We start from the raw sequence: 25,643 nt of genomic DNA on the forward strand, positions 1-25,643 counted from the left end.
CCGGGGGCTGGGGCCGTTTGAGGCAACTGTAGAGGGGATCAGCGTTCCGGCCTAGAGGCTGTTTGACGCCAAGTCGACAGCCGGTGTCGCTGCGTAATCCGCGCAGGTGGACCGTGCCTTATCGGGCCGTTTCCGGGCCCCCGCCCAGCTCGTCGCGGTCCACCGACCCCTCGATCACTCCCGTCGCGACCTCGTCGAGCGGCAGCCGGTGCCGGCGCGCGTACTGGCGCAGCGTGAGGAACGCCTGATCGACCCCGGTGCTCCAGCGCTCGGCGAGCATGCCCTTGGCCTGCTCGATGCGTACGCGGCTGGACAGGGCGCCCTGCAACTGCCCCGCCAGGGTGCGGTACTGGTCGTACACCCGGTGGTTCTGCAGCCCGACGGCCGCCGCGTCGGCGAGGACCTGGGCCAGCCGCACACTCCAGTCGTCCTCGGGCGGGTCGGTGTGCTCGGGCAGGGTGGGCACGAAGACGTTGAGCGCGCCGAGCAGGGTCTCCCGGCGGCGCAGCGGGACCGCGAAGGTCGAGGCGATGTCGTGGCGCAGTGCCCGCTCCGTGAAGTCGGGCCAGCGGGAGGCGGCATGGGCGACGCTGATCGCGACGGGCGGGACCGGCCGTCCCGTGCCGTAGCTGTCCAGGCAGGGTCCGCCCTGGTGCTGGACGGCCATCAGGTCGAGCGCGATCTCCTGCCGGCGGCTGCTCACCGCGAGGGACACCGCCTGGCCGCCGTCGATCAGCATGACACCGGCGGCCCGCGCACCCAGGATCTCCACGACGTGATCGGACAGGCGCTGCAGATAGTGCTCGGCGTCGAAACTGTCGGACAGTGTGTCCGAGGCCTCAAGAAGGGCCGATGCCAGCAGCGTTTCCCGGGTACTCAGGTGCATGTGCCCTACCCCGATTCCGTTGTCCCGCGCCTTCCCGCTCAGCCCGTGCCTACCCGGAGGCCCGGAGCTGTAACAGCTCTCCACCAAGGGGTGGGCGATCTCGTGGGCGGCGCGAGACCTATGTCAGGATTGACCCTTCGGACGAGTACACCCAAGGGGGAGTTGGATGTACGGCAGTAGGCAGGCGGTGGCAGTGGCGGGGGCGGCACTGCTGCTCGCGGGGTGTTTCTCCTCGGGGGGCGACGGCGAGAAGGAAAACGGCTCCGGTGCCAAGGTCACACAACAGCCCAAGAACTCGGACCCGTTCTGGGTCAACCCGGACGGGAACGCGGCCGCGCAGGTCGCCGCGTACGTGAAGGCAGGCAAGGACGACGACGCCGAGCAGATCCGCAAGATCGCCCAGCAGCCGACCGGTGAGTGGATCGGTCCGGAGAACCCGGAGCAGGAGGCGCGCGGCTTCACCGAGGCCGCCGAGAAGGCCGACCGGGACGCGATCCTGGTCCTCTACAACATCCCGCACCGCGACTGCGGCCAGTTCTCGCAGGGCGGCGCCGCCGACGGCAACGCCTACCGGACCTGGATCGACGGGGTCGCCAAGGGCATCGAGGACCGGCCCGCCACGGTGATCCTGGAGCCGGACGCCGTCCTGCACCTGGTCAACCAGTGCACCCCGGAGGAGTTCCACGAGGAGCGCTACGACCTTCTCAAGGGCGCCATCAGCACGCTCAAGGCCCTGAAGAACACGAAGGTGTACGTGGACGCGGGCAACGCGGGCTGGGGCCACCCCGACCAGATCTTCGAGCCGCTCCAGTGGGCGGGCATCGAGACGGCCGACGGCTTCGCGGTCAACGTCTCGAACTTCTACACGACCGCGGCCTCCGTCGCGTACGGCAAACAGCTCTCGGCGAAGGTCGGCGGCAAGCCCTTCGTCATCGACACCAGCCGCAACGGCAACGGGCCGTACACGGAGGGCGAGGCCGACGAGAACTGGTGCAATCCGCCGGGCCGCGCGCTGGGCGAGACTCCGACGACCAAGACCGTGGATCCGCTCGTCGACGCGTATCTGTGGGTCAAGCGGCCGGGGGAGTCGGACGGCGAGTGCAAGGGCGGGCCGAAGGCCGGTGAGTGGTGGGCGGATTACGCCCTGAAGCTGGCCGAGGCTTCCAAGTAGTTCGTACGTGACTGGGGGCGCCCTTCGAGGAGAAGGGCGCCCCCAGTCACGTAACTCTCAGGAGATCAGGGCACCTTGACCCACTGAGCCTTGCTGGGCGTCCCCTGATCATCCGTCACGAACAGCATGTACCAGCCGGATTCGACCAGGTTCCGGTTCTTCGGCACCGTCACCGTGATGCCGTCTTTGGTCTTCTTCAGGTCCAGCGCGATGGACCGCTGGTCGGTGTCGGTGACATGGGTGGACGCGCTCGGCCGGATCAGCCGGGCGGTCTTTATCGACGAGGCGTGCTGCGTCTTGAAGGTTCCGGAGGCGCCGCGGGCGATCGTCTCCGGGCCGTCGGAGAGCGTGGGCTGCGAGCCGTGGAACAGGTACGGCGGCGTGTAGATCTCGATGCGCTGCTCGAACACGCCGGGCTTGGTGTTGGCCTCGTCGGAGTAGAGCGAGTCCGAGCCGAAGAACATCACGCGGCCGTCGGGCAGCAGCAGCGAGCCCGAGTGGTAGTTGCGGCCCACCAGCGGGTCGGCGACCCGGTTCAGCTCGCCCGACTTCGCGTCGTAGATCCGCGCCTGGAGGATGTTGGAGTCGCCGCGCCCGCGGTAGTCCTCCGAGCCGCCCGAGATCAGCACGCTGTCGTCGGGGAGGATCGAGGACTGCGGGTAGCGGGTGCCCTTCTCCAGTGACGGCCCGTTCACGAACTTCGGGTCGTCCGCCAGCAGGTCGATGATCCGGGTCTTCTCACTGGACTTGTTGGACTCGCCGACCCCGCCACCGCCGATGACCATGTACTTCTCGTCCTGCGCGGGCGGCAGCAACACCGTCCCGGAGGTCTCCAGGAGGTTCGGGTCGCTCATACCGGGCAGCTTGGTGAACTTGTTGGTGTCCACGTCCCAGATACCGGGGTCGCGGCCCACGTCATCGGGGCCGTAACCCGCGTTCGAGCCGGAGTAGAAGAGCTCGCCGGACTGCATCAGGGAGATCGCCGGGTAGGTCGGGAACTGCCGGATGCCCTCGGTGTACGTCCACTTCTTGGTCTTCGGGTCGAAGACCTCGTTCTTGCCCGGTACCAGCTGGCCGATCTCGTCCAGACCGGAGAGGCTGAGGATCTTGCCGTCCGAGAGGGTGGTCAGCGTCGGGTACCAGCGGGCCTCGTTCATCGGGTCGACCTTGATGTACTTCTCGGCGACCGGATCGAACTCGTAGGCGTCCTTGATCCCCTGGAAGTCCTTCTTGTCCAGGGCGAGCTTCTCCGCTATGCCGTACGTGTTGCGGGCGTCGGTGCCGGTGAGGCCCTGGACGCGGTAGTTGTCCTGGGTGCCCGTCTCGTACTCGGTGCCGCTCTTCTGCGCCTCGACGTAGATACGGCCGAGGCCGGGGTCGTTGCGCAGGAACTCGCCGGTGTCCGGGTCGAAGACCTTCTTGGCGCGCGGGACGAGCACCGGGTCCTTCGACACGAAGGTCTTGCCGTTCTCCTTGCCGGTGAACTTGGTGCCCGCGGGCAGGGTGATCGGCTCGTCCGGGTTCTCGTTGTGCACCACCATCAGGCCGCCGGCCTTGGTGACGTCACCCTTCATCTTCTCGTAGCGCTTGGTGCCGCCCGCGATCAGCAGATTGCCGTTGGCGAGCTGGGTGTGGCCGGTGCAGAAGAGGTCGGCCGGTGTCGGGACCTTCTTGATGGTGCCCTCGACCGGGTCCCAGATCCGGGTGTCGAACTTCTTCGCGTCGAAGTTGTCCTGGTCGTTGCCGGAGCCCGCGATCAGCAGGATCTTGCCGGTGTGCAGCAGGGCCGCGTGGATGGTGTTCTGGCGGAACTCCTCGGGGAAGTCGATGACGTCCCAGTGGCCGTTCTCGGCCTTGTACTCCGGCTTGTTGATCTTGTACTGGTGGTACTGCTCCGTCCCGAAGCGATACAGCCACGGGCCGTTCATCCCGGCCAGCGCGAGAACCACCGCCGCGCCTATCGCAAGACGACGGGCACGGCGGCGGCTGGCACCGTCTTTCATTTCTTATGTCCCCCAAGGGAAATCTGCATGGTCTGGTCGTTCCCACCGTTCGCGGCGGCCCAGTGGGGCTTGTGCTGCGGGGCGTGCGGGCCGTGCTGCTCCTGCTGGGGAACCGAGGCCTGCGGTGGCAGCGGTGCCGGCTCGGCGGCTTCCGCCGCGTGCTTGGGCTTCTTCCTGTCCTGCCGCATCGTCCAGCGCCAGGCGAAGATCGGCGAGGCGGTTATCAGCAGGGCGAAGGTGGCCCAGATGATCATCGCGGGGTGGGAGTGCCCGAGCAGGACGCCGGCGGTGATCGAGCCGGCGAAGACCAGGATGAAGAACAGGTGGATCCGGAAGGTCCCGAACAGCGTGTCGGGGCTCGCCGAGTCGCCCTTGGGGGTCACCACGAACTTGCTCTTGCGGCGCAGTACGGCGTCCATGAGCGAGCGGGCGTAGATCGGTGCGGACAGCGCCGACATCATCATGCCCGCCACGCCGCCGCTGCCCTCGGGCTCGTGCGGCGAGACGTTGTGGCGGCGGTTCCAGATGTAGAGCCCGATCTGCAGCGCGGACGCGTTGCCGTACAGCATCAGCCAGACCGTCGGGTCGATGTTCACACCCGATGCGCCCAGGCCCAGGAACAGGGCGCAACTCAGCGCCGCGAGGATCCAGTTGAGGGCCGACATCGGGTAGAAGATGATCATCATCGTGTAGTTGAAGAGCTTGCTCGGCGGCAGCGAGTAGAAGCCCTTCCAGTACTGCTTGAGGATCGTCTCGTACGTCCCCCGCGACCAGCGCAGCTGCTGGGTGAAGAAGTCCGTCCAGGCGTTGGGACCCTCGCCGACCGCGAGCACGTCCGGCGTGTAGACCGAGCGCCACTTCTTGCCGGTGGCCGGGTTCTTGGCGCGGTGGATCTCGAAGCCGGTCGCCATGTCCTCGGTGATCGAGTCGTACAGACCGCCGATCTGCTTCAGCGCCTTGATGCGTACGGCGTTGGAGGTGCCCACGAACATCGGGGAGCCGTAGGCGTTTCCGGCGCGCTGGATCAGGGCGTGGAAGAGGAACTGCTGGGACTCGGCGGCCTTGGTGATGACGTTGTCGTAGTTGCCGTACACCTGCGGGCCGATGACGAAGCCGACGTCCGGGTCGCGGAAGAAGCCGAGCATCCGCTCCAGGTAGTTGGGCAGCGGCACATGGTCGGTGTCGACCGAGGCGAAGAAGTCGTAGTCGCCGCCGTGCGCGTCCAGCCAGGCGTTGTAGTTGCCGTGCTTGGTCTTGGCGCGGTGCGGGCCCTTGGGCATGTTCCACTTCGCGATGCCCTTGCGGGAGAAGTGGTGCACACCCAGGCGCGCGCAGACCTCCTTCACCTCCGGGTCGTCCCCCTCGTCCAGGAGCCAGATGTGCAGAAGACCCCGGTGGCGGATCTTGACGGCCGCCTCCAGGGTCTTCGTCACCATGGCGAGGGGCTCCTTGCCGGGTACGAACGAGGTGAGGAAGGCGACTCTCGTGCCGGTCTCGGGCACCACCGGGATGGGGTCGCGGGCGACCAGGGTGGCGTGCGCGTTCGACAGCACGTTCAGGCAGCGGAAGAGCTCGATCAGGCCGATCGAGACCAGCATCACGATGTCGAGGGCCGGCAGGAAGTCGTACGCGGGATAGTCGCGTTCCGTCCAGTGCGCGGGCTGGAGCAGCCAGGTCAGCAGCACCAGCGAGAGCAGCGGAGCGGCACCCAGCATGAGCGCGGCCCGTATGCGGTGCGGCTCCTGCGACAGCAGTGAGCGGTACTGCACCTTGTACGGCTTGTTCGGATCGGGCTGTGTGAGGGGTCCCGCGAGCCGGCTGTAGTGCTCGTAGTCGTATCTCGGCAGCGTCTTCTTGATCCTGCGGAAGCCGCCGGTCCGGTGCGACGGCACCCTGAGCTGGGTTGTTTCGGACGGGTCGAAGTTCTGCCGGGCGCCGGTCGGCGTCGACGTCATGAGTCATCCCCCCGCACGCGGATGCCCGCGTGTTCGTCGGTTCAGTCGTCCGCTCGGGTCCCCCTAGACCGTCCCGGACGCATCACTGGCAGGCCAGCGTCACCACATCATCTCCATAAGACAGACATGGAACGACGACCTTCCGGTTGCATGATGCCCCCCTCGGCATCTGTTCATGAACCGGGGCCCCCAACTTCCCCGTCATATACGCAACCGACCTTGCCCCCAACTGTCAGTTATCGACAGTCCCTTGAAGCCCAGGGTTCTACGCCTTACATCATGATCGCAAGATGCGAAACGCGGTGTTAACCGGTCATACGCGCTAATTGGGACGCGTGTACGACGAAGGGGTTGTAGTGGCATATGACGGAGGGCCCCTCGCTGCTGCGAGTGGCCCTCCGGTCTGTGCGCCGCCAGGGACTCGAACCCCGGACCCGCTGATTAAGAGTCAGCTGCTCTAACCAACTGAGCTAGCGGCGCGCGCCGACCCGGGGAACTCTACCCGACCGGGATGGGTGCCCCGGACCCCGGCGGTCCCCTTGGCGTGCACGCCCTGTACATCATTCGGACCGTCAACATGCGACACCGGATGACAGTTGAGAAACTGCGCCTGTGCAGAAGCGCGGAGATTTCGACCTGGAGTGTGAGGGGAATCGCATGAAGGCTCCGGTATTCGAGGAATTCGATGCCGCGAGCGACTGCGACTGCCCCGGATGCGTGCACTGGCGACGCGTCATGCCCTATTCCTCTTCCCCTGCCTCTTCCCCTCCCTCTTTCCTTTCCTCCCTTTCCGGTCCCGTGGGCCGTCCGGCGGCCCGCAGGGCTCTCGTCCTGGCCGCGGCGGCCGGCACCGTCCTCGGCGCGGGCCCGCCGATGACGGCGGTCGCGGCAGCCCATGGACCCGCCCGGCCCGGCATCCCCGCAGGTGACGAGCCCGACACCCCGCAAGGCAGCAAGGCCCCGCTGCACGGTCCGGCGGGAAAACCGGCGGCCCACGGAAAGCCCGGCACCGTCTCCAAGGCACCCGCGACCACCCGGGCCGAGATCATCAACCGGGCGAAGACATGGATCGACGCGGAAGTGCCGTACAGCATGAGCGAGTACTGGTCGGACGGCTACCGGCAGGACTGCTCCGGCTTTGTCTCGATGGCCTGGAACCTGCCGGGCAACGAATGGACGGGCAGCCTCGACACGCTCGGCGTACGCATTAAACGTGAGCAGCTCCAGCCCGGCGACATTCTTCTCTTCCACAATCCGGCGAACCCCGAGAAAGGCTCGCACGTCGTCATTTTCGGCGGCTGGACGGACTACACGCACACCTATTACGTCGCGTACGAGGCGGCACCCCCGCACGCCCGGAAGCAGGCCACCCCGTACCCGTACTGGAGCAACGAGGACCGCTATCTGGCCTACCGCTACAAGGGGCTGACGGAGAGCGCGAGCGGGGCGAAGCCGTCGGCGCCCAAGGCGCCCAGCCGCTACCCGGGGGCCGTCTACTTCGGGCCCGGCGCGAACAACAAGTACGTCACCCAGCTGGGCCGGCTCCTCGTGGAGCGCGGCGCGGCCCGCTTCTACACCTCGGGTCCCGGCCCCCGCTGGTCGACCGCGGACCGGCGGGCCACCCAGGCGTTCCAGCGGGCGCAGGGCTGGACGGGAGCGGCGGCGGACGGGCTGCCGGGGAAGCTGACCTGGTCCTACCTGGTGGGCAAGAAGGGCAAGGACATTCCTCCGGCGGACGTTCCTCAGGAGGACATTCCCCCGGAGGACATTCCGCTCGGGGGCAGCCCCGGGCAGACGGGGGCGCACGGCCCGGGACCGCACGGATCGGGCGCCTCCTCGCACGGGGTGCCCGGCTATCCGGGGCGCGGGATGTTCCGGCCGGGGGCGAACAACGCACACGTCAGCCGGCTGGGAAAGCAGCTGGTCAAGAAGGGGTTCGGCAAGTACTACAGCTCGGGTCCGGGACCCCGTTGGGGCGAGGCGGACCGGCGCAACGTCGAGGCGTTCCAGCGGGCGCAGGGCTGGCGCGGCGGGGCGGCGGACGGCTACCCGGGGCCGGAGACCTGGCGGCGGCTCTTCTCCTGAATCCTTCCCGGCTTCATCGTTTCCCGGCTTCACCGTTTCTCGACTTCTCATGAATCTTCCAGGCGCGGAGGCATGGAGGCAGGTATGAGTACGACGACTTCACACACCCCGGATTCCGAAGGGCAGTCCTCCCAGGTGCCCGGGCCGGAACCGGCAACAGAGGGCGGGGGCGCGCGCGAGGGCGGCGCGCGCTCCACGAGGCTCATCCACAACGAGGCGACCACCGAGATCCCCGTGCACCTGCTGTTCAGGGACGATCCCGAGCCGGTGTCCGTCCCGCTGGCGCCCGCCGTCGTGGGCCGGCGGCGCGGCACGGGCGAGCAGCCGCGCGTCCGGCGTCCCGTGCCCGGCAGGGCCGCCCCGCGCCCGGTGCCGGAGATCGACCCCGAGCTGGTGGAGCGCCCCGCACGGGTGCTGCCCGGAGCGGTGGGAGTGCTGGCCGGGGCCTGTGGGATGGCCGGATGTGTACTCACCTCGTGGTGGGCGGGCGTCCTGCCGCCCCCGGTGACGCAGGCGCTTGGACTGCCCGGACACGGCGGCGCCGGGCTCGGACCGGCGCAGTGGGCGGCGTACGCCGGAGCGGGCGCGCTCGGTCTGTTCGGCTTCGGCGGTCTCGCGCGGGGGCGGACCGGGCGGGCCTGGGTGCTCGGTCTGTTCGGCCGGTACCGCGGCACGGTCCGGCGCACCGGGCTCATGTGGGTCAACCCGCTGGTGCTGCGCCGCCGGGTCGACGTACGCCTGCGGCACTGGCGCAGTGAGCCGATGTCCGCGGTCGACGCGAACGGGGTCGCGCTGCGGGTGGTGGTGCTCGTGGTCTGGCGGGTCAGGGACACCGCGCGCGCCACGCTCGGGGTGGACGACCACCAGACGTATCTGCGCGAGTGTGTGGAGGCGGCGCTGTCGCGGGTGCTCTCGCGGCTCCCGGCCGAACTGCCGCCCGCCGTCGTCAAGGACGCGAGTCTGCGCAACACCGAGGCAGTCGGCGAGGCGCTGACCCGGCTGGTGGCCGCGGACACGGCGCCGGTCGGCCTCGAGGTCTTCTCGGCCCAGCCGACGAAGATCGAGTACGCGCCCGAGGTGGCCGCCGTGATGCAGCGCCGCCGGATCGCCGCGCTGGACGCCCAGCACCGCGACACCGTGCTCACCTCAGTCGTCGACTCGGTCGAGGACACGGTGACCCGGCTGACCATGCGAGGCCTGGTGGAGCTCGACGACTACGAACGCAAGGCGCTGGTGAAGGACTTGACGGTGGCGTTCTACACGGGACGGAGCGGGGAGTAGCCGTGATTGTCCGCACGGGACGGAGCGGGGAGTAGCCGTAGTCGTTGATGCGGGACGGGCGGGAAGCGGGCGTCGGCCATTTCTGAAATTGGTCTGGACATGTTCAAGTCCTGGTAATAATCTGAGGCTTGGTCTAGACCTGAAACATCTCGCGCTCAGCTCATGTGAACCTCCCCCACGTCCTCAGGAGCGGCAGGATGCGCATACGTGCGACCAGGAAAGCGAAGTGGTACGCGGGCATGGTCGGCCTCGCCACGACGGGAGCGCTCGTGCTCTCCAGCGGCGGTGCCAGCGGCCACGGCTACACCGACCTCCCCATCAGCCGGCAGAAGCTGTGTCAGAACGGCACGGTGACCAACTGCGGCAACATCCAGTGGGAGCCGCAGAGCGTGGAGGGCCCGAAGGGCTTCCCCGCGGCAGGTGCGGCCGACGGCCAGATCTGCTCGGCCAACCACACCGAATTCGGTCAGCTCAACAGCCCGACGACTCCGTCGGGCGGCGCCTGGCCGACGACCAGGGTCACCGGCGGGGCCAGCTACACGTTCCGCTGGCAGTTCACCGCCATGCACGCCACGACCGACTTCAAGTACTACCTCACCAAGCAGGGCTGGAATCAGAACCACGCGCTCGCGCGCTCGGACCTGAACACCACGCCGTTCCTCACCGTCCCTTACAACAACGCGCGCCCGCCGTCCACGATCTCGCACAGTGGCACGATTCCCACGGGCCGGACCGGGCACCACGTCATCGTCGCGGTGTGGACGATCGCCGACACGGCCAACGCGTTCTACGCCTGCTCGGACGTCACGTTCTAGAACGTCACGTCCCAGGGCGACCTGAAGGGACCTTGTTTTCTGAGGCTCCCTTGAGCTGCACCGACATCCCCAGCGGGTAGGTTCCCCGCACGCCGACAAGACCAGGTCGACGTGCGGGGAACTGCAACTGCACCGAACAACGGGGAATCGCTATGGACGTGTTCTTCTACGCCGTACCGGGATTGATCATCGCCCTGGTGGCATTCGCGGCGGTCAGGATCATCCGCCGCTCACTGGAGCTGCGCAGCGCCTGGAACAGCGGGCTGACCGCCGAGGCGCGCTGTCTGCGCTCGTACACGACGACCAGTGGCGGCGGTGGCGACAGCTCCGTGTCCACGACGCTGCACCATGTCTACGAGTTCCGGACGCGCGAGGGCAGGGCGGTCCGCTTCGACGAGAGCAGCGGTCCCTCCACGATCGTCGAAGGCGACATCGTCACCGTCCACTACACCGCCGAGCGACCCGAGAAGGCCACCGCCCACGCGCCGAGCCCGGTCAAGGCCGCCGCGGGCACGATCGGCATCCTGGTCTTCCTCGGAGTGGCCGCCGCCTTCTGCATCGGCTTCATGGTCACGTATCACCAGATGAGCTCATCGTTCGACATGCCCTTCGGGGGGTCGCACGTGACCTATGAGGAGCCGGACGTGCCCTACGACGAGGTGCCGTAGGTCCCGCGACCCTCCCCATCTGACGGTACGTCAATTATGGTGCGCCCCCATGGGATCCATGAGGCGTACCGTCGCGGAGCTCGTGCAGGAGCGGTGGAACGACCACAGGCCGGGGCTGTGGTTCGAGGGGCGGGTCCTGAGCCACCACCGGGTGGCGGCGGGCGCGGCGGCCCGGGCGGCGCTGCTCGCCGACCTGCTGCCGCCACGTGCCGAGCCGCCGCACCTCGGCGTGCTGCTCGACAACACCCCCGAGTACCCGATGTGGTTGAGCGCGGCCGCCCTCGCGGGTGCCGCCGTCGCGGGCATCAACCCGACCCGGCGCGGCCCCGAACTGGCCCGCGACATCCTGCACACCGAGTGCCGCGTCCTGATCACCGAACAGGCCCACCTGCCGCTCCTCGACGGTCTCGAACTCCCGGGCGTACGCGTCCTGGTGACCGACACGGACGCGTACGCCGACCTCCTCACGCCGTACGAGGGCACGAAGCCCGACGCGTCCTCGGCCTCCCCCGAGGACCGCCTGCTCCTCTACTTCACCTCCGGCTCGACCGGCGCCCCCAAGGCCGCGATCTGCACCCAGGGCAGGCTCGCCGCCGCGGGGCAGTCGCTCGTCGACCACTTCGGCGTGCGGCGGGAGGACACGCACTACATCTGCATGCCGATGTTCCACGGCAACGCGGTGATCGCCGACTGGGCACCCGCGCTGGCCGCGGGCGCGGGGGTGGCGCTGCGGCGGCGCTTCTCGGCCTCCGGGTTCCTCGCGGACGTACGGGCCTGCCGGGCCACGTACTTCACCTATGTGGGGCGCGCCGTCCAGTACATCCTGGCGACCCCGGCCCACCCCGACGACCGCGACAACCCACTGCGCATGGGCTTCGGAACAGAGGCCGGCGCGGTCGACGCGGCCGCCTTCGAGCGGCGCTTCGGGGTGCGCCTCGTCGAGGGCTACGGCTCCTCGGAGGGCGGCGCGGCCATCCAGCGGACCTCCGGCACCCCGGCCGGGGCGATCGGACGGGCGGCACCCGACGACGACCTCGCCGTGGTCGACCCCGGCACGCTACGCGAATGCCCGGCCGCCGTCTTCGCCGGGGACGGGCGGCTGCTCAACGGGGCCGAGTCGATAGGGGAGTTGGTAAATCGGGGACCCAACCCCTTCGAGGGCTACTGGCGCAACCCGGCCGCGGACGCCGACCGCAGGCGATGGGGGTCCCCCCGCTCGAGCGAAGCCGAGAGTGGGGGAGGCTGGTACTGGACCGGCGACCTCTTCTACCGGGACGCCGACGGATACCTGTACTTCGCCGGCCGCACCGACGACCGGCTGCGCGTCGACAGCGAGAACCTCGCCGCCGCCGTGATCGAGAACATCCTCGCCCGGTACGAGGGCGCTGCCGCTGTGGCGGTGTACGCCGTGCCGGACGCGGTCGCGGGTGACCAGGTCATGGCGGCCCTCGCGCTCCGGTCCGCCGTCTCCTTCGATCCGCTCGACTTCGGTGAATTCCTGTTGTCCCAGCCCGACTTGGGAACCAAGATGACCCCTCGCTTCATACGCATCGTGGAGCGGATGCCCGTCACGGCAACGAACAAGGTCCACCGGGTCGGGCTCCGGCGCGAGGGCTTCAGATGCGCGGACCCGGTCTGGTGGCGGCCACCGGGGGAGTGCGCCTACCGGAGGCTGGCGGAGGCGGAGGTCGAGGAGCTGGTCGCGGAGTACCGGGCGCGGGGGCGCGAGGAGTTGCTGACGAGGTAGGGCCGGCCCCTGGCTTGACGGTGAGGGTGGCGGGCTTGGCCTGGCGGTGACGGTGGTGAGTCCGGCTCGGTGGTGGGGGTGGCGGGGCCTGACGCGGCGGTGAAGGTGGTGAGTTCGGCTCGGTGGTGAGGGTGACGCGGCGGTGACGGTGGCGAGTTCGGCCCGATGGTGAGGGTGGCGGCTTCGGCACGCCCGGTGTCAGCCCGTCCGGCGTTTGAGGACGAGCGCGTCAGCGCGATGCGGGGGTCTGGGGGCGGCAGCCCCCAGGTACGGGACGGGTAGGGGCGGAGGGGGCGAAATCAGCCAAGGCCGGCCCCAGGGGACCGTACGCGTCAGGAGTGAGCCGGCCCACACCTGCCGTAGAGCGGGGGTGACGGTGGCGAGTTCGACTCGCTGGTGAGGGTGGCGAGGCCCGACGCAGCGGTGGAGGTCGCGAGCCCGGCCCGGCGGTCAGGGCCGCGAGCCCGGCCCGGCGGTCAGGGTCGCCAGCCCGGTCCGGCGGTGGGGTCGCGCGGCCCCGGCCCGGCGGCGAGGGCGGGGCGGGGCCCGAACTGGCGGCGTGGCCAGGGCGGGCCCGAACCGGCGGCAAGGTATGCCCAGCCCTACCCCTGGTACACCCACGGACCCCATGTTCCGTGAGGTCACGCCCCGCCTACCGTGAGCGCGTGACCCGTTCCGTGCGCTACCTCATCAGCGGCGTCCTGGTCGGCGCCCCGCTGCTCGTCGGGATGCTGCTGCTCGGCATCGTCGGGGCCGGGCTGACCCCCGTGCTCGTCGGGCTGCCGCTCCTTGCACTGCTCGCGCTGACCGGCGTACCCGTAGGGGCGCTGGAGCGATGGCGGCTGCAGCTCGTCCACCCGGCGCGGGTGCCCACCCCCCACCGAACCCCGGACGAGCCCGGCCCCGCCGCCTGGGCCAGGCTCAGGTTCACCGAGCCGGCGACCTGGCGCGAACTGGGGTACGCCCTACTGCTCGCGGTCGTGCTGTGGCCGCTGGACGTGGTGGTACTGACCGTCGCCCTCGGGATCCCCGGCGCGATGATCGGGACGCCGGCACAACTCGCGATCGTCGGCGGCGACGAAACCCGGGGCGTCAAGCTGTGGCTGATCCACACGTACGGGCAGGCGTTCCTGTGCGCCGCGGGCGGCCTCGCCCTCATCCTCCTACTCCGGTGGCCCCTCGTGCGGTACGCCCATGCCCGTGCCGCCCTCACCCGGCTGCTGCTCGCACCGCGCCAGGCCGAGGGGCAGCTCGCCGAGGTGACGAAGTCCCGGGCCCGCCTGGTGGCGGCGTTCGAGGCCGAGCGGCGGCGGATCGAGCGGGATCTGCACGACGGGGCGCAGCAGCGGCTGGTGGCGCTGAGCATGAGGCTGGGCCTGGCCCGCCTCGACGCGCCGCCCGAGCTGGCGGCGCGGCTGACGGAGGCCCACGCGGAGGCGGATCAAGTCCTCGTCGAGCTACGGGAGTTGATCCACGGCATCCATCCGCAGGTGCTCGCCGACTACGGGCTCGGCGACGCGATAGCCGACGCCGCCGACCGGTCCGCCGTACCCGTGGAGGTGGACGTGGAGCTGCCGAGGTTCGCCGAACCGGTGGAGTCAGCCGCGTACTTCGCGGTGCGGGAGGCGCTCGCCAACGTGGGCAGGCACAGCGGGGCCGGGCGGGCGTGGATCCAAGGGCGGTACGAGGAGGTCCGGTTGAGGATCGAGGTGCGGGACGACGGATGCGGGGGAGCCGACCCCGGGTCGGGCTCCGGGCTCACCGGACTCGCCGACCGGCTGGCCGTCCTCGATGGGACACTGACCGTCGAAAGCCCGCCCGGTGGGCCGACCGTCCTGACGATGGAGATCCCTTGCTGAGAGTCGTACTCGCCGAGGACAGTGTGCTGCTGCGCGAGGGGCTCGTCGGGCTGCTGAACCGCTTCGGGCACGAGGTCGTCGCGGCGGTCGGCGACGCCGACACACTCCGCGACGCCGTCTCGGCGCACGCCCCCGACCTCGTCGTCACCGACGTACGGATGCCCCCGGGCTTCCAGGACGAGGGCCTGCGCGCCGCCCTCACTCTGCGCACGGCGGACCCGCGGCTCCCGGTGCTCGTCCTCAGCCAGTACGTCCAGCGCGCCTACGCCGCCGAACTCCTCGACACCGGGGACGGCACCGGAGTCGGCTACCTCCTCAAGGACCGCGTCGGCCAGGTCGAGCAGTTCGCGGAGGCGGTGCGGCGGGTCGCCGAGGGTGGCACGGTCGTGGACCCCGAAGTCGTACGGCAGTTGCTGCGTCGGCGGCGCGATCCGCTGGAGGCGCTGACTCCGCGCGAGCGCGAGGTCCTCGGCCTGGTGGCCGAGGGAAGGTCCAACGGTGCGATCGCCCGCGAACTGGTCGTCTCCGAGGCGGCCGTCGGCAAGCACATCGGCAACATCCTGGGGAAGCTGGACCTGCCTCCGGCCCAGGACACGCACCGACGGGTGCTGGCCGTACTGGCATATCTGCGGGGCTGAGGGCGCCCGGGGCGTCACGGTTGCCGCCTCCCTGGACCGATACTTCACGGCTCCGTATATCCATGCGCCCGCGAGGAATCCCCCGCGCTCCACGGGGGGAGGATGCACCGGACAACCGCGTCGGCGCCGGGCCTTCCCGCATAGGCGGTTGTCATGTGCCTGCCTGTCGTGACAACCCTCAACAGCACCTGAAAGGCACTCATGTCCCCCACGCATGACACCGCGAACGACCCCGTCGACGCCCGCCGTCACAGCGACGACCTGCTCACCTTCGTCAACGCCAGCCCCTCGCCGTACCACGCGGTGTCGAGCGCCGCCCAGCGACTGGAGAAGGCGGGCTTCGAAGAACTGCGTGAGACGGACGACTGGACCGGCGCCGAGGGCGGCCGCTATGTCGTCCGGGGTGGCGCGCTGATCGCCTGGTACGTCCCCCGGGGCGCCCCGGCCCGCACGCCGTTCCGGATCATCGGCGCGCACACCGACTCGCCGAACCTGCGGATCAAGCCCTCGCCCGACACCAGCTCGGCGGGGTGGCGGCAGATCGCCGTGGAGATCTACGGCGGGGTACCGCTCAACACCTGGCTCGACCGCGACCTCGGTGTCTCGGGGCGGCTGACCCTGCGCGACGGGTCGACCCGGCTGGTCCGCGTCGACAAGCCGCTGCTGCGTGTGCCGCAGCTCGCCATCCACCTCGACCGGACCGTCAACGAGGGGCTCGCCCTCGACCGGCAGCGGCACATGACCCCGGTGTGGGGCCTTGGCGGCACCGAACCCGGCGCCCTGCTCGGCCGGATCGCCGACGAGGCCGACACCGCCTTCGCCGAGATCCTCGGCTGGGACCTGATGCTGCACGACATCCAGCCGCCCGGATACCTCGGCGCGGACGAGGAGTTCATCGTCTCCCCGCGCCTGGACAACCTCATCTCGGTGCACGCGGGAGTCACCGCGCTGGTCTCCGCCGCCACCTCCCGGCCGCCCGCGCACATCCCCGTACTCGCCGCCTTCGACCACGAGGAGGTCGGCAGCGGCTCGGAGTCCGGCGCCCAGGGCCCCCTGCTGGAACGGGTGCTGAGCCGCGGTGTCACGGCGCGCGGCGGCAGCGGCGAGGACTGGAACCGGGCACTCGCGGGCGCCTTCTGCGTCTCCTCCGACATGTCGCACGCCGTCCACCCCAACTACGCCGAGCGCCACGACCCCGACCACCGCCCCCTCCCCAACGGGGGTCCCGTCATCAAGGTCAACGTCAACCAGCGGTACGCCACCGACGGCACCGGCGTCGCAGCCTTCGCCGCCGCATCCGAACGGGCCGGGGTGCCGTGGCAGCCGTTCGTCTCCAACAACGCCATTCCGTGCGGCACCTCGATCGGCCCGATCACCGCGGCCCGCCTCGGCGTCGCCACCGTCGACGTGGGCGTGCCGGGCCTGTCGATGCACTCGGCGCGCGAACTGTGCGGGGCGCGGGATCCGGGGCTGCTCACCCGGGTGCTCACGGAGTTCGTCACGGCCGGCTGAGCCCGCACCGACAGGTGCCGGGCATGCGTGAAAGGCCCCCCACATCGTGGAGGGCCTTCATCAGTTGTGCGCCGCCAGGGACTCGAACCCCGGACCCGCTGATTAAGAGTCAGCTGCTCTAACCAACTGAGCTAGCGGCGCATGACTCTCGCCTCCCGCGCTCGGCGGGCGGCGACAAAAGAAATACTACCTGGTCCGCCGGGGTGCTCCGGACCACGCTCCTGGCCCCCGGACGCCGCCCTAGATGGCCAGGGAGAGGAGCACCGGGCCCGCCCCGCGGTTCAGTGAGTCCGCCGCCGCGCGAAGCCGGTGCGCGTGCTCGACGGGCAGTGACAGGGCGAGGCAGCCGACGGAAGAGCCCGCCGTGATGGGGACCGCCGCGCACACCGTGCCGATCGCGTACTCCTGGAGGTCGAGCACGGGAACGGTGGCCGGCTGGGATTCGAGATGGGACAGCAGCAGCCGCTCGTTGGTGATGGTGCGCGAGGTGAGGCGGGCCATCTTGTGGCGGGAGAGGTGGTCGCGGCGGCCGTTGTGGTCGAGCTGGCCGAGGAGGCTCTTGCCGATCGCGCTGGCGTGGGCGGAGGAGCGGAAGTCGACCCATTCGTTGACCGCGGGGGTCGCGGGTCCGTCCGCGTACTGGGTGACGTGGATCTCACCGTCGACGTACCGGCTGATGTAGATCGCGGCGCCGACCGTGTCACGCAGCCGGTCGATGGTCTGCTGGAGCTTCTCGCGCAGTGCCCGGTCGCGGCCATGGGCGGAAGTGAGCCGGTTGAGGGCAGCGCCGCTGACGTACGCACCGTCGGCGACCTGCTCGACGTACCCCTCCCGGCGCAGCATCAGCAGCAGTTTGGTCAGGCGGTCCGGGCCGAGGCCGGTGCGGCGGGCGATCTCGGTGTCGAGGACGCCGGTGGAGTGCCGCGACACCGTCTCCAGGACGCGGAGGGCGTCCTGGGCCGAGTGGTACGGCGCGGTCGGCTCGTTCTTCAGCGCCACGGTTTCCCCCTGCGCTTTCTGGGCCCTGTTTCGGACAGCTGAGCTTCCACCACGATAGCCGTCAAAGTGCTTGCTGTGAGCGTCTGTTGACGAGATTGGTGGCGCGCTCCAAGCCGCTCAGCAGGAACGCGCCACTCTGGCATATGCCGAAGGCAATATGCGTAAGGCATGCCCCACGATCCGGACCTCGCCCCTTACCTTATTCGGCCCTGTTCACTCCCCGCAATCAAAGGACCGCACTGAGGAATTCCCGGGTCCTTTCCTGGCCGGGATCGCTGAAGATCTTCTCCGGCGGCCCGGACTCGATCACACGGCCGGAATCGAACATCAGGACCTGATCCGAGATGTCCCGGGCGAAATTCATCTCGTGGGTCACACAGAGCATCGTGATGTCGGTGGTGCGGGCGATGTCACGGAGGACATCGAGGGCACCCGCGACCAGCTCGGGGTCGAGTGCGGACGTCACCTCGTCAAGGAGCAGCACCTGCGGCCGCATCGCCAGCGCCCGCGCGATCGCCACGCGCTGCTGCTGGCCGCCGGACAACTGGCTCGGATACGCGTCGCACTTGTCCGCGAGACCCACCAGGTCCAGCAGCTCACGGGCGCGCGCCTCGGCCTCGTCCCTGGACATGCCGAGGACGGTGACGGGCGCCTCCGTGATGTTCCTGAGCACCTTCATGTTCGGGAACAGGTTGAACTGCTGGAAGACCATCCCGATCTTCTTGCGGACCTCGCGGACCTCCTTCTCGCCGGCCGGGAAGAGCCGCTCCCCGGCGACCGCGATCGTGCCCTCGTCGGGCTGGGTCAGCGTCATCAGCATCCGCAGGATCGTCGTCTTGCCGGAGCCGGAGGGCCCGATCAGCGTGACGTGTTTCCCCGAATCGACGGTGAAGTCCAGGCCGTCGAGAACGGTGTTGTCCCCGAAGCGCTTGGTGACGCCGTCGAAACGGATCAGCTCGCCGGGATTCGCATCGGTGGTTTTCGTGGCGGCGGAATTCGGGTCAGCGGACAAGACGTCGCTCCAGGGCTCGCAGAAGCAGGGAAGCCGGATAGGAAATGAGGATGAAGGCGACACCGATGACCGTGAGCGGCTCGGTGAACTGGAAATGCTGCTGCGAATACAGCCGCGCCTCACCGAGCATGTCCAGCACGGTGATCGCCATCAGCAGCGGGGTGTCCTTGAGCATCGAGATGACGTAGTTGCCAAGGGCCGGGACCACCCGCCGGACGGCCTGCGGCAGGATCACCGCGGTCCAGGTGCGCGTCCGGGGCAGGCTGAGCGCGGTGGCCGCCTCCCACTGGCCGGCGGGCACACCCTCGATACCGGCCCGGTAGACCTGCATCGTGTACGTCGAGTAGTGCAGCCCGATCGCGACGACACCGGTGGTCAGCGCGGAGAACGTGATGTCCCACTCGGGCAGTACGTAGAAGAGGAAGAACAACTGCACCAGCAGCGGGGTGTTCCGGACGAACTCCGTGATGACACCCACGGGCCAGCGCACCCACCTGCTGGGCGTACGCATCAGCAGCGCCCACACAAGGCCGAGCGCGAAGGAGATCACCGAGCCGAGGGCCAGCGCCTGCAGGGTGACCAGCAGCCCGTCCCAGAAATGCGGCATGAAGTCACTCACCGCGCTCCAGTCCCACTTCATGAGGCACCTCCGCCCGCGACCCCGGCCTTGAGCCGCCGTTCCAGACCGCGCATGACCCGCGTGAGGAGGAAGGCGATCACGAAATAGACCAGCAGGATGTACGTGTAGATCTCCGCGCTCTCCTGCAGGGCCAGCCGCACCAGGTTGCCGCTGAACGCCAGGTCGCCCATCCCCATGATCGAGACGAGGGCGGTGCCCTTGAGCAGCTCGACCAGCAGGTTGCAGAAGGGCGGGATCATCTCGGGTATCGCCTGCGGCAGCAGGATCAGCCGCATCCGCTGCCAGGGCGTGAAGCTGAGCGCGACACCGCCCTCGCGCTGCGCGGGATCGACCGCGTTCAGGGCGCCGCGCACGATCTCGCTGCCGTACGCCCCGTACGTCAGTCCCAGCGCGAGCGTGCCCGCCCACATCGGCACCAGCTGCCAGCCGAAGGCGAGCGGCAGCACGAAGTACACCCAGAAGATCATGATCAGTGCGGAGGTGCCGCGGAACACCTCGGTGTAGAAGCCCGCGAGGAAGCGGACGATCCACAGCCGGTGGGTGCGCGCGATCCCCACGACGAAGGAGACGGCACCGGCCAACAGGGCGCTGAAGAACAGCAGTTGGACGGTGACCCAGACCCCTTTGAGTACCAGTTCCCAGAGTCCCGAGGTCATCCGCGGCAGAGCTCCTTCGCGGTCATGTCGGTCATCTCGGCCCTGGTGAAACCGAAGGGCTGAAGGATGCGGAACAGTTCGCCGCTGTCCTTCAGCTTCTTCAGCTCCACGTTGAAGGAGTCCCGCAGCTTCGTCTCGGTGGACCGGAAGGCGAAGCCGCCGCCGTCGATGTGCGGCTTGCCGCCCACCAGCGGCGCGAAGGCCTCGGTGCTCTCGGCCTTGGCGGACTTCTTCACCACTTCACGGACGGTCAGCGCGGTTCCGGCGAAGACGTCGGCACGCCCCGCCTCCACCGCGTTCAGCCCGGCGACCTGATCCGGCACGATCAGGATGTCGCTCTCCTTGTACCCGGCCTCGACGGCGTACTGGATCTCGGCGTAGCCGGTCCCGGTCGCGAACTTGGCCTTGGCCGCGACGACGTCCTTGTAGTCGTGCAGGTTCTTCGGGTTGCCCTTGCGCACGATGAACGCGTCGAGCATCTGGTAGTCCGGGTCGGAGAAGATGACCTGCGCACAGCGCTCGGGGTTGATGTACATCCCCGCGGACACGACGTCGAAGGTCTGCGACTGAAGCCCGGGGATGAGCGAGCCGAACTCGATCGGAACCGGCTGGACGCGATCCACTCCCAGCCGTTTGAAGATGACCTTCGCGAGCTCCGGCGCCTCACCGGTCAGCTTGCCGTCCGTGTCGATGTAGCCGAACGGGATCTCACCGGCGATACCCAGCCGTACGACGCCCTGCGCCTTGAGCCGGTCCAGGAGATCGCCGCCGTCCACGCCGGACGCCGTGGCGACCCGGCTGCAACCGGCCGCGCCCAGCGCGCCGACGGCACCGAGTGCCGAGGCGCCGGCGAGCAGCGCCCGCCGGCTGGGACTTCGTTTCTCCGCGTCCCTCGCGTTCTTCGTGTCGTTTCTCAGTGATGGAGCCATGGCCGCGCGGCTACCCGAGCCGATCCGACTTATGCGGATCGATTTGAGCCCCGTACGCCTCCCTGATCCCGGGGCAGGCCCTCTTGACCGCGGCGGGACCATGGAGTGCATGACCCACCGCGATTCCGACCGCCACATCGAGATCTCCCTGGTCAAGCGGGGAGTCCACTGCACGGCGAAGCTGCTCGACGACCGCGCGCCGATCACCTGCGCGGCGGTGTGGGACGCCCTCCCGCTGAGCGGCGACGTCTACCACGCGAAGTACGCCCGCAACGAGATCTACGCCCTCTTCCCACCCTTCGCACACACGGAACCACCCCTGGAGAACCCGACAGTCACCCCGATACCCGGCGATCTATGCTATTTCGCCTTCGAGGGCACAGAGTTGGGCACCAAGGCGTACGGCTACGACACCGAGGTGAAGTCGGGCGCCACGGTCGTCGACCTCGCCCTCTTCTACGAGCGCAACAACCTGCTGCTCAACGGCGATGTCGGCTGGGTGCCGGGCATCGTCTGGGGCCAGGTGACCGAGGGCCTCGACACGATGGCCGAGGCCTGCAACGACCTGTGGCGCTCGGGGGCGCTGGGGGAGACGCTCAGCTTCCGCCGGATCTAGTTCTCGATTGGCTCAGGGCGAGCCACCCCCGCGGCTCCCGCCTCGTACAGCGCGTGTGCCGTGCGCAGGACGAGGTCGTCGCGGTGGCGGGCGGCCACGATCTGCAGGCCGATCGGGAGGCCGTCCGGGTCCAGCCCGACCGGGACGGTCGCCGCCGGCTGCTGGGTCAGGTTGAAGGGGTACGTGAACGGGGTCCAGCCCGTCCAGCGGCGGTGGCCGGAGTTCTTCGGCACCTCCGCGCCCGCCTCGAACGCGGTCAGCGGGAGCGTCGGCGTGACCAGGATGTCGTACGACTCGTGGAAGAGGCCCATCCGCCGGCCCAGCTCCATACGGACGTCCACCGCAGCCAGGTACTCAAGGGCGTTGACGCGGGCGCCGAGGTCGCGGATCTCGCGGAGGCCGGGGTCGAGCAACTCCCGCTGGTGGGGCCCGAAACGCTGGGTCACACGGGCCGCCCCCGCGAACCAGAGCGTGTGGAAGGCGTCCACCGGATCGGTGAAGTCGGGGTCGGCCTCGGTGACGTACGCGCCGAGCCTGGCGAGCCGCTCCACCGTCCCCCGTACCGCCGCCGCGACCGCCGGCTGGACCGCGACCTGCCCGCCCAGCGAGGGCGAGTACGCGACCCGCAGCCCCCGCACCCCGCCCGCCAGCGCGTCCACGAACGAGCCGGTCACCGGCCCGAGCGCCGACCAGTCCCGCGCGTCGGGCCCGCTGATCACGTCCATCATCAGCGCGGCATCGGCGGCGTCCCTGGTCATCGGCCCCACATGCGAGAGCGTCCCGAAGGCGCTCGCCGGATACAGCGGCACCCTCCCGTACGTCGGCTTCAGCGCGAAGATCCCGCAGAAGGCGGCCGGGATACGGACGCTGCCACCCCCGTCCGTGCCCAGCGACAGCGGACCCGCGCCGAGCGCGACGGCCGCCGCGCTGCCGCCGCTGGAGCCGCCCGCGGTGCGCGAGACGTCGTAGGGATTGCGCGTCGCTCCGGAGAGCGGCGAGTCCGTGACGCCCTTCCAGCCGAACTCGGGTGTCGTCGTCTTGCCGAGAAAGACGGCGCCGTGTTCGCGCAGGCGGGCGACGGACGGCGCGTCCTCGTCCCAACTGCCCTGCGCATCCACGTTCTTGGAGCCGCGCAGGGTCGGGCCGCCGCGCAGCAGGATGATGTCCTTGACGGTGACCGGGACGCCGTCGAGCAGGCCCGCGGGCGCGCCCCGCCGCCAGCGTTCCGCCGACTCCCCTGCCCGGGTGAGGGCTTCGTCCGCGTCCACCCGCACGAACGCGTTCACGGCGGGCTGGACGCGACCGGCCTGATCGAGGGCCGCGCGCGTCGCGTCCACGGGGCTGAATTCGCCCTTGCGGTAGCCGTCGACCAGTTGCATGGCGGTCAGCTCGGTGAGTTCCGACATCGGCCCCTCCAAAGGGAGTTCAGTGTCACGGCCAGAGGGAGCTGGGGAGTTCAGTGCCCCGGTACATATCCACGCTTCTTGTCGACGACGTTCGCCAGCGGCTTCCCCGCCTCCCAACGCTCGTACAACTCCACGAACTGCGTGCCGAGTTCATCGCGCCAGCCGACGGTGTCCCCGCTCATGTGCGGTGACACGATCAGCCCCGGCACCTCCCACAACGGGCTGTCAGGGCCGAGCGGTTCGTGCTGGAAGACATCGAGGGCGGCCCCAGCGATCCACCGCTTCGACAGCGCCTCCATGAGCGCGTCCTCGACGACGAGCTGCCCGCGTCCGACGTTGATGAAGCGAGCCGACGGCTGCATCATCCCGAAGCGCCGCGCGCCGAACATGCCGTACGTGGCCTCGGTGAGCGGCGCCGCGGACACCACCCAGTCGGCGCGCGCCATCAGCCGGTCCAGTTCCTCGGGGCCGTGGATGCCGGTACGCGGGGTGCGTCCCACCAGGGCCGTCGTGATGCCAAGTGCCTTGAGGGACTTGACGATCGCCCGCCCGATCGGCCCGGAACCCACCACGCAGGCGCGCGTGCCCGCCACCCGCTGCGACTCCCGGTGCCGCCACGCCCGCTGCCTCTGCAGGTCCCACGTCCTCGGCAGATCCTTGGCCATCGTGAGGACCAGCGCGGCGACGTACTCCGCGATCGGCTCGTCGAAGACTCCGCGCGCGTTCGTCACCACCGTGTCGGACGCGGCGAGTTCGGGGCACATCAGATGGTCCACACCCGCGCTCGCCGTGTGCACCCAGCGCGGCCGCGGACCCGCACCGGGCCAGGCGTCGCGCACGGCGTGCGAGGTGAAGTCCCAGACGAGCAGGACGTCGGCGCGCGGCAGCAGCTCGGCCAGCGTGGACGCGTCGGCGTGCTCGATCCGGACCCGCCCAGTGAGTTTGCCGAGGCGGGGGAGCGGTTCGGCGTCGAGGACAAGCAGAGTCGTACCGGGCATCGTCGGGAAACCGTTTCGCAATACGGGTCCGCTTCTCTGAAGGGGTGCTCGTCTGAAGAGGTGTCTCTTCGAAGGGATGCTTCTCCGAAGAGTTGAGGGTGGGTCATAGCCGTCTGAGATGCGCGGATTGACCACGCTCGCACCCGAACCTACCTTCGTCAACACGGATCCGAGTACGGACCGTTGCTCACCCGTTTCCCTCAGTGAGGCCGGTGCCTGCCATGGACGTCTCCTTTCTCGGCGGACCCCGGCCGCAACGCGGCATCGGCGTCGTCGCCCCGTTCGACTTCGCCCTCGACCGCGAACTGTGGCGCTGGGTCCCGGACGACGTCTCCCTGCACCTCACCCGCACCCCGTTCGTGCCGGTCGAGGTCAGCCTGGACCTGGCCCGCCTGGTATCCGAGCATGAGACGCTCGGCAACGCGGTACGCGCGCTGAACGCGGTCGCGCCCGAGGTCGTCGCGTACGCCTGCACCTCGGGCAGTTTCGTGGGCGGAGTGGCGGGCGAGCGGGCGATGTGCGAGGCGATGACACGGGCGGGCGCGGTCCCGTCGGTCACCACCTCGGGCGCCCTGCTCGAAGCGCTGGGGGAGTTGGGCGCCCGCCGAATCGCGCTCGTCACCCCCTACACGGTTTCGGTGACCCAGTCCCTGGAGGAGTACCTGGCCGAGGCCGGCATCACGGTCACGGGCCGCGCCTCGCTCGGCCTGACCAGCCACATCTGGAAGGTCCCGTACCGCGAGGTGGTCGAAATGGCCCGCGGCAGCGTCCGGGACTCCACCGAAGCGCTCTTCATCAGCTGCACCAACCTTCCGACGTACGACGTCATCCCCCAGCTGGAGGCCGAGCTGCGGATCCCGGTGATCTCGGCCAACCAGGTGACGATGTGGGCAGCCCTGCGGCATCTGGGTACCCGGGCGGTGGGGCCCTATCAGGCGCTGCTGGACGAATCGGCTCGCCCTCGCCAGAGCGGCCCCGTACTGCCGGAACGGAACCAGCAGGAAGGTTGGGCATGACCGCACTGGGATTCCTCTACCCGGGCCACTCGGCCGAGGACGACTACCCGCGCATGGAGCAGCTCCTCGGCAGCGACATCCGCCTGCCCGTCGTCCACACGGACATCGGCGAGGACGCGCACCGGGTGGACGCGCTCCTCGAGATGGGCTCGGCGGCGCGGCTCGCGGCGGGGGTCGAGGAGCTGCGGCTCTCGGGGGCCGAGGCGGTGGTGTGGGCCTGCACCAGTGGGAGCTTCGTGTACGGCTGGGAGGGCGCCCACGAACAGGTCCGCTCCCTCGCCCGTGCGGCGGGGCTGCCCGCTTCTTCCACCTCCTTCGCATTCGCCTACGCGGTAAGGGAGTTGGGGGTGCGTCGGGTTGCCATCGCGGCGACGTACCCGGACGACGTGACCGCGCTCTTCGCCGCGTTCCTGGGCGACGCCGGTGTCGAGGTGGTCTCGGTGCGTGCCTCCGGGATCGTCACCGCCGCGGAGGTCGGCACCTGGGGCGAGGCCGAGGTCCTCGCCCTGGCCCGCGAGGCCGACCACCCCGACGCGGACGCCGTCCTACTCCCCGACACCGCCCTCCACACCGCCTCCCACATCCCGGCCCTGGAGACGGCCCTGGCCAAGCCGGTCCTCACCGCGAACCAGGTCACGGTCTGGGAGGCACTACGGCTGACGAGCCGCCGCGTGAACGCCCCCGAACTGGGCACGCTGTTCACGAAGGAACCGCTGGTGCAGGCGTGAGGGGTGGGGAGTTTTTCGCCCCC

Annotated in this window: 22 protein-coding genes and 2 tRNA genes; 12 read left to right on the forward strand and 12 right to left on the reverse strand. The window is 69.5% G+C overall.

What is annotated here, in order from left to right; genetic code table 11:
- Positions 1-118 precede the first annotated feature (118 nt).
- On the reverse strand, positions 119-886 hold the full coding sequence (locus tag OG246_RS14800) for a GAF and ANTAR domain-containing protein (RefSeq protein WP_266461324.1): 768 nt from the start codon (positions 884-886) through the stop codon (positions 119-121).
- Between the two features lie 166 nt (positions 887-1,052).
- Between OG246_RS14800 and OG246_RS14805 the strand changes: the two genes are divergently transcribed.
- Positions 1,053-2,057, forward strand: coding sequence for a glycoside hydrolase family 6 protein (locus OG246_RS14805; RefSeq protein ID WP_266461327.1), 1,005 nt, complete (start codon positions 1,053-1,055; stop codon positions 2,055-2,057).
- 65 nt (positions 2,058-2,122) lie between these two features.
- Here OG246_RS14805 and OG246_RS14810 read toward each other — a convergent pair whose 3' ends face one another.
- The 3 genes from OG246_RS14810 to OG246_RS14820 all read right to left on the reverse strand — a co-directional run bounded on the left by OG246_RS14810 (position 2,123) and on the right by OG246_RS14820 (position 6,495).
- Positions 2,123-4,060, reverse strand: coding sequence for a kelch motif-containing protein (locus OG246_RS14810; protein ID WP_266461330.1), 1,938 nt, complete (start codon positions 4,058-4,060; stop codon positions 2,123-2,125).
- On the reverse strand, positions 4,057-6,015 hold the full coding sequence (locus OG246_RS14815; protein WP_266461333.1) for a glycosyltransferase family 2 protein: 1,959 nt from the start codon (positions 6,013-6,015) through the stop codon (positions 4,057-4,059). The genes OG246_RS14810 and OG246_RS14815 overlap by 4 nt, the downstream gene beginning before the upstream one ends.
- 406 nt (positions 6,016-6,421) lie before the next feature.
- Positions 6,422-6,495 (reverse strand) — tRNA-Lys (locus OG246_RS14820).
- Between the two features lie 177 nt (positions 6,496-6,672).
- On the opposite strand from OG246_RS14820, the gene OG246_RS14825 reads away from it, so the two are divergent.
- The 8 genes from OG246_RS14825 (at position 6,673) to OG246_RS14860 (ending at position 16,620) form a co-directional block, all read left to right on the forward strand.
- A complete protein-coding gene (locus OG246_RS14825; protein WP_266461336.1) occupies positions 6,673-8,100 on the forward strand; it encodes a peptidoglycan-binding protein in 1,428 nt (475 codons plus the stop codon).
- An 84-nt stretch (positions 8,101-8,184) separates the two neighbouring features.
- The gene (locus tag OG246_RS14830) at positions 8,185-9,381 is read left to right on the forward strand and encodes an SPFH domain-containing protein (protein WP_266461339.1); all 1,197 of its coding nucleotides are present in this window, start codon (positions 8,185-8,187) and stop codon (positions 9,379-9,381) included.
- 197 nt (positions 9,382-9,578) lie between these two features.
- Positions 9,579-10,196, forward strand: coding sequence for a lytic polysaccharide monooxygenase (locus OG246_RS14835; RefSeq protein WP_266461342.1), 618 nt, complete (start codon positions 9,579-9,581; stop codon positions 10,194-10,196).
- A 152-nt stretch (positions 10,197-10,348) separates the two neighbouring features.
- Positions 10,349-10,864: a DUF3592 domain-containing protein gene (locus OG246_RS14840; RefSeq protein WP_266461345.1), complete on the forward strand. Its 516-nt coding sequence runs from the start codon at positions 10,349-10,351 to the stop codon at positions 10,862-10,864.
- Positions 10,865-10,913: 49 nt separating this feature from the next.
- Positions 10,914-12,611, forward strand: coding sequence for an AMP-binding protein (locus OG246_RS14845; protein ID WP_266461348.1), 1,698 nt, complete (start codon positions 10,914-10,916; stop codon positions 12,609-12,611).
- A gap of 665 nt (positions 12,612-13,276) precedes the next feature.
- Positions 13,277-14,470, forward strand: a complete 1,194-nt coding sequence (locus OG246_RS14850; protein WP_266461351.1) for a sensor histidine kinase — start codon at positions 13,277-13,279, stop codon at positions 14,468-14,470.
- Entirely contained in the window at positions 14,464-15,108 is a 645-nt protein-coding gene (locus tag OG246_RS14855; RefSeq protein ID WP_266461354.1) for a response regulator transcription factor, read from the forward strand. The genes OG246_RS14850 and OG246_RS14855 overlap by 7 nt, the downstream gene beginning before the upstream one ends.
- A gap of 201 nt (positions 15,109-15,309) precedes the next feature.
- On the forward strand, positions 15,310-16,620 hold the full coding sequence (locus tag OG246_RS14860) for a M18 family aminopeptidase (RefSeq protein ID WP_266461357.1): 1,311 nt from the start codon (positions 15,310-15,312) through the stop codon (positions 16,618-16,620).
- A 67-nt stretch (positions 16,621-16,687) separates the two neighbouring features.
- Here the strand turns inward: OG246_RS14860 and OG246_RS14865 are convergent.
- The 6 genes from OG246_RS14865 to ehuB all read right to left on the reverse strand — a co-directional run bounded on the left by OG246_RS14865 (position 16,688) and on the right by ehuB (position 20,856).
- Positions 16,688-16,761: transfer RNA gene (locus tag OG246_RS14865), tRNA-Lys, on the reverse strand.
- 99 nt (positions 16,762-16,860) lie between these two features.
- Positions 16,861-17,619: an IclR family transcriptional regulator gene (locus OG246_RS14870; RefSeq protein WP_266461361.1), complete on the reverse strand. Its 759-nt coding sequence runs from the start codon at positions 17,617-17,619 to the stop codon at positions 16,861-16,863.
- A gap of 226 nt (positions 17,620-17,845) precedes the next feature.
- Positions 17,846-18,631 carry an ectoine/hydroxyectoine ABC transporter ATP-binding protein EhuA gene (gene ehuA / locus OG246_RS14875; RefSeq protein ID WP_266461364.1) on the reverse strand — a complete coding sequence of 262 codons (786 nt, stop codon included), beginning with the start codon at positions 18,629-18,631 and terminating at the stop codon, positions 17,846-17,848.
- The gene (gene ehuD / locus OG246_RS14880; protein WP_266461368.1) at positions 18,621-19,271 is read right to left on the reverse strand and encodes an ectoine/hydroxyectoine ABC transporter permease subunit EhuD; all 651 of its coding nucleotides are present in this window, start codon (positions 19,269-19,271) and stop codon (positions 18,621-18,623) included. The genes ehuA and ehuD overlap by 11 nt, the downstream gene beginning before the upstream one ends.
- Complete coding sequence (ehuC, locus tag OG246_RS14885) at positions 19,268-19,927, reverse strand: ectoine/hydroxyectoine ABC transporter permease subunit EhuC (protein WP_266461371.1); 660 nt, start codon at positions 19,925-19,927, stop codon at positions 19,268-19,270. The genes ehuD and ehuC overlap by 4 nt, the downstream gene beginning before the upstream one ends.
- The gene (gene ehuB, locus OG246_RS14890) at positions 19,924-20,856 is read right to left on the reverse strand and encodes an ectoine/hydroxyectoine ABC transporter substrate-binding protein EhuB (protein ID WP_266461380.1); all 933 of its coding nucleotides are present in this window, start codon (positions 20,854-20,856) and stop codon (positions 19,924-19,926) included. The genes ehuC and ehuB overlap by 4 nt, the downstream gene beginning before the upstream one ends.
- A 100-nt stretch (positions 20,857-20,956) precedes the next feature.
- On the opposite strand from ehuB, the gene OG246_RS14895 reads away from it, so the two are divergent.
- On the forward strand, positions 20,957-21,472 hold the full coding sequence (locus OG246_RS14895) for a DUF3830 family protein (protein ID WP_266461382.1): 516 nt from the start codon (positions 20,957-20,959) through the stop codon (positions 21,470-21,472).
- Here OG246_RS14895 and OG246_RS14900 read toward each other — a convergent pair.
- Entirely contained in the window at positions 21,469-22,878 is a 1,410-nt protein-coding gene (locus OG246_RS14900; RefSeq protein ID WP_266461384.1) for an amidase, read from the reverse strand. The genes OG246_RS14895 and OG246_RS14900 overlap by 4 nt on opposite strands.
- Positions 22,879-22,928: 50 nt before the next feature.
- On the reverse strand, positions 22,929-23,876 hold the full coding sequence (locus OG246_RS14905) for a D-2-hydroxyacid dehydrogenase (protein WP_266461385.1): 948 nt from the start codon (positions 23,874-23,876) through the stop codon (positions 22,929-22,931).
- A 221-nt stretch (positions 23,877-24,097) separates the two neighbouring features.
- Between OG246_RS14905 and OG246_RS14910 the strand changes: the two genes are divergently transcribed.
- Entirely contained in the window at positions 24,098-24,892 is a 795-nt protein-coding gene (locus OG246_RS14910) for an aspartate/glutamate racemase family protein (protein WP_266461388.1), read from the forward strand.
- Complete coding sequence (locus tag OG246_RS14915; RefSeq protein ID WP_266461391.1) at positions 24,889-25,620, forward strand: decarboxylase; 732 nt, start codon at positions 24,889-24,891, stop codon at positions 25,618-25,620. Before OG246_RS14910 ends, OG246_RS14915 begins: the two co-directional genes overlap by 4 nt.
- Positions 25,621-25,643: the final 23 nt, after the last annotated feature.

The organism is Streptomyces sp. NBC_00620, assembly GCF_026341825.1.
In the GTDB taxonomy this organism is placed as follows: Bacteria; Actinomycetota; Actinomycetes; order Streptomycetales; family Streptomycetaceae; genus Streptomyces.

Bases quoted from the DNA above. Each gene is read 5' to 3' on its own strand.
- OG246_RS14800 (WP_266461324.1), bottom strand. From the start codon at position 886: ATGCACCTGAGTACCCGGGAAACGCTGCTGGCATCGGCCCTTCTTGAG.
- OG246_RS14805 (WP_266461327.1), top strand. From the start codon at position 1,053: ATGTACGGCAGTAGGCAGGCGGTGGCAGTGGCGGGGGCGGCACTGCTG.
- OG246_RS14810 (WP_266461330.1), bottom strand. From the start codon at position 4,060: ATGAAAGACGGTGCCAGCCGCCGCCGTGCCCGTCGTCTTGCGATAGGC.
- OG246_RS14815 (WP_266461333.1), bottom strand. From the start codon at position 6,015: ATGACGTCGACGCCGACCGGCGCCCGGCAGAACTTCGACCCGTCCGAA.
- OG246_RS14825 (WP_266461336.1), top strand. From the start codon at position 6,673: ATGAAGGCTCCGGTATTCGAGGAATTCGATGCCGCGAGCGACTGCGAC.
- OG246_RS14830 (WP_266461339.1), top strand. From the start codon at position 8,185: ATGAGTACGACGACTTCACACACCCCGGATTCCGAAGGGCAGTCCTCC.
- OG246_RS14835 (WP_266461342.1), top strand. From the start codon at position 9,579: ATGCGCATACGTGCGACCAGGAAAGCGAAGTGGTACGCGGGCATGGTC.
- OG246_RS14840 (WP_266461345.1), top strand. From the start codon at position 10,349: ATGGACGTGTTCTTCTACGCCGTACCGGGATTGATCATCGCCCTGGTG.
- OG246_RS14845 (WP_266461348.1), top strand. From the start codon at position 10,914: ATGGGATCCATGAGGCGTACCGTCGCGGAGCTCGTGCAGGAGCGGTGG.
- OG246_RS14860 (WP_266461357.1), top strand. From the start codon at position 15,310: ATGTCCCCCACGCATGACACCGCGAACGACCCCGTCGACGCCCGCCGT.
- ehuD (WP_266461368.1), bottom strand. From the start codon at position 19,271: ATGAAGTGGGACTGGAGCGCGGTGAGTGACTTCATGCCGCATTTCTGG.
- ehuC (WP_266461371.1), bottom strand. From the start codon at position 19,927: ATGACCTCGGGACTCTGGGAACTGGTACTCAAAGGGGTCTGGGTCACC.
- ehuB (WP_266461380.1), bottom strand. From the start codon at position 20,856: ATGGCTCCATCACTGAGAAACGACACGAAGAACGCGAGGGACGCGGAG.
- OG246_RS14895 (WP_266461382.1), top strand. From the start codon at position 20,957: ATGGAGTGCATGACCCACCGCGATTCCGACCGCCACATCGAGATCTCC.
- OG246_RS14900 (WP_266461384.1), bottom strand. From the start codon at position 22,878: ATGTCGGAACTCACCGAGCTGACCGCCATGCAACTGGTCGACGGCTAC.
- OG246_RS14905 (WP_266461385.1), bottom strand. From the start codon at position 23,876: ATGCCCGGTACGACTCTGCTTGTCCTCGACGCCGAACCGCTCCCCCGC.
- OG246_RS14910 (WP_266461388.1), top strand. From the start codon at position 24,098: ATGGACGTCTCCTTTCTCGGCGGACCCCGGCCGCAACGCGGCATCGGC.
- OG246_RS14915 (WP_266461391.1), top strand. From the start codon at position 24,889: ATGACCGCACTGGGATTCCTCTACCCGGGCCACTCGGCCGAGGACGAC.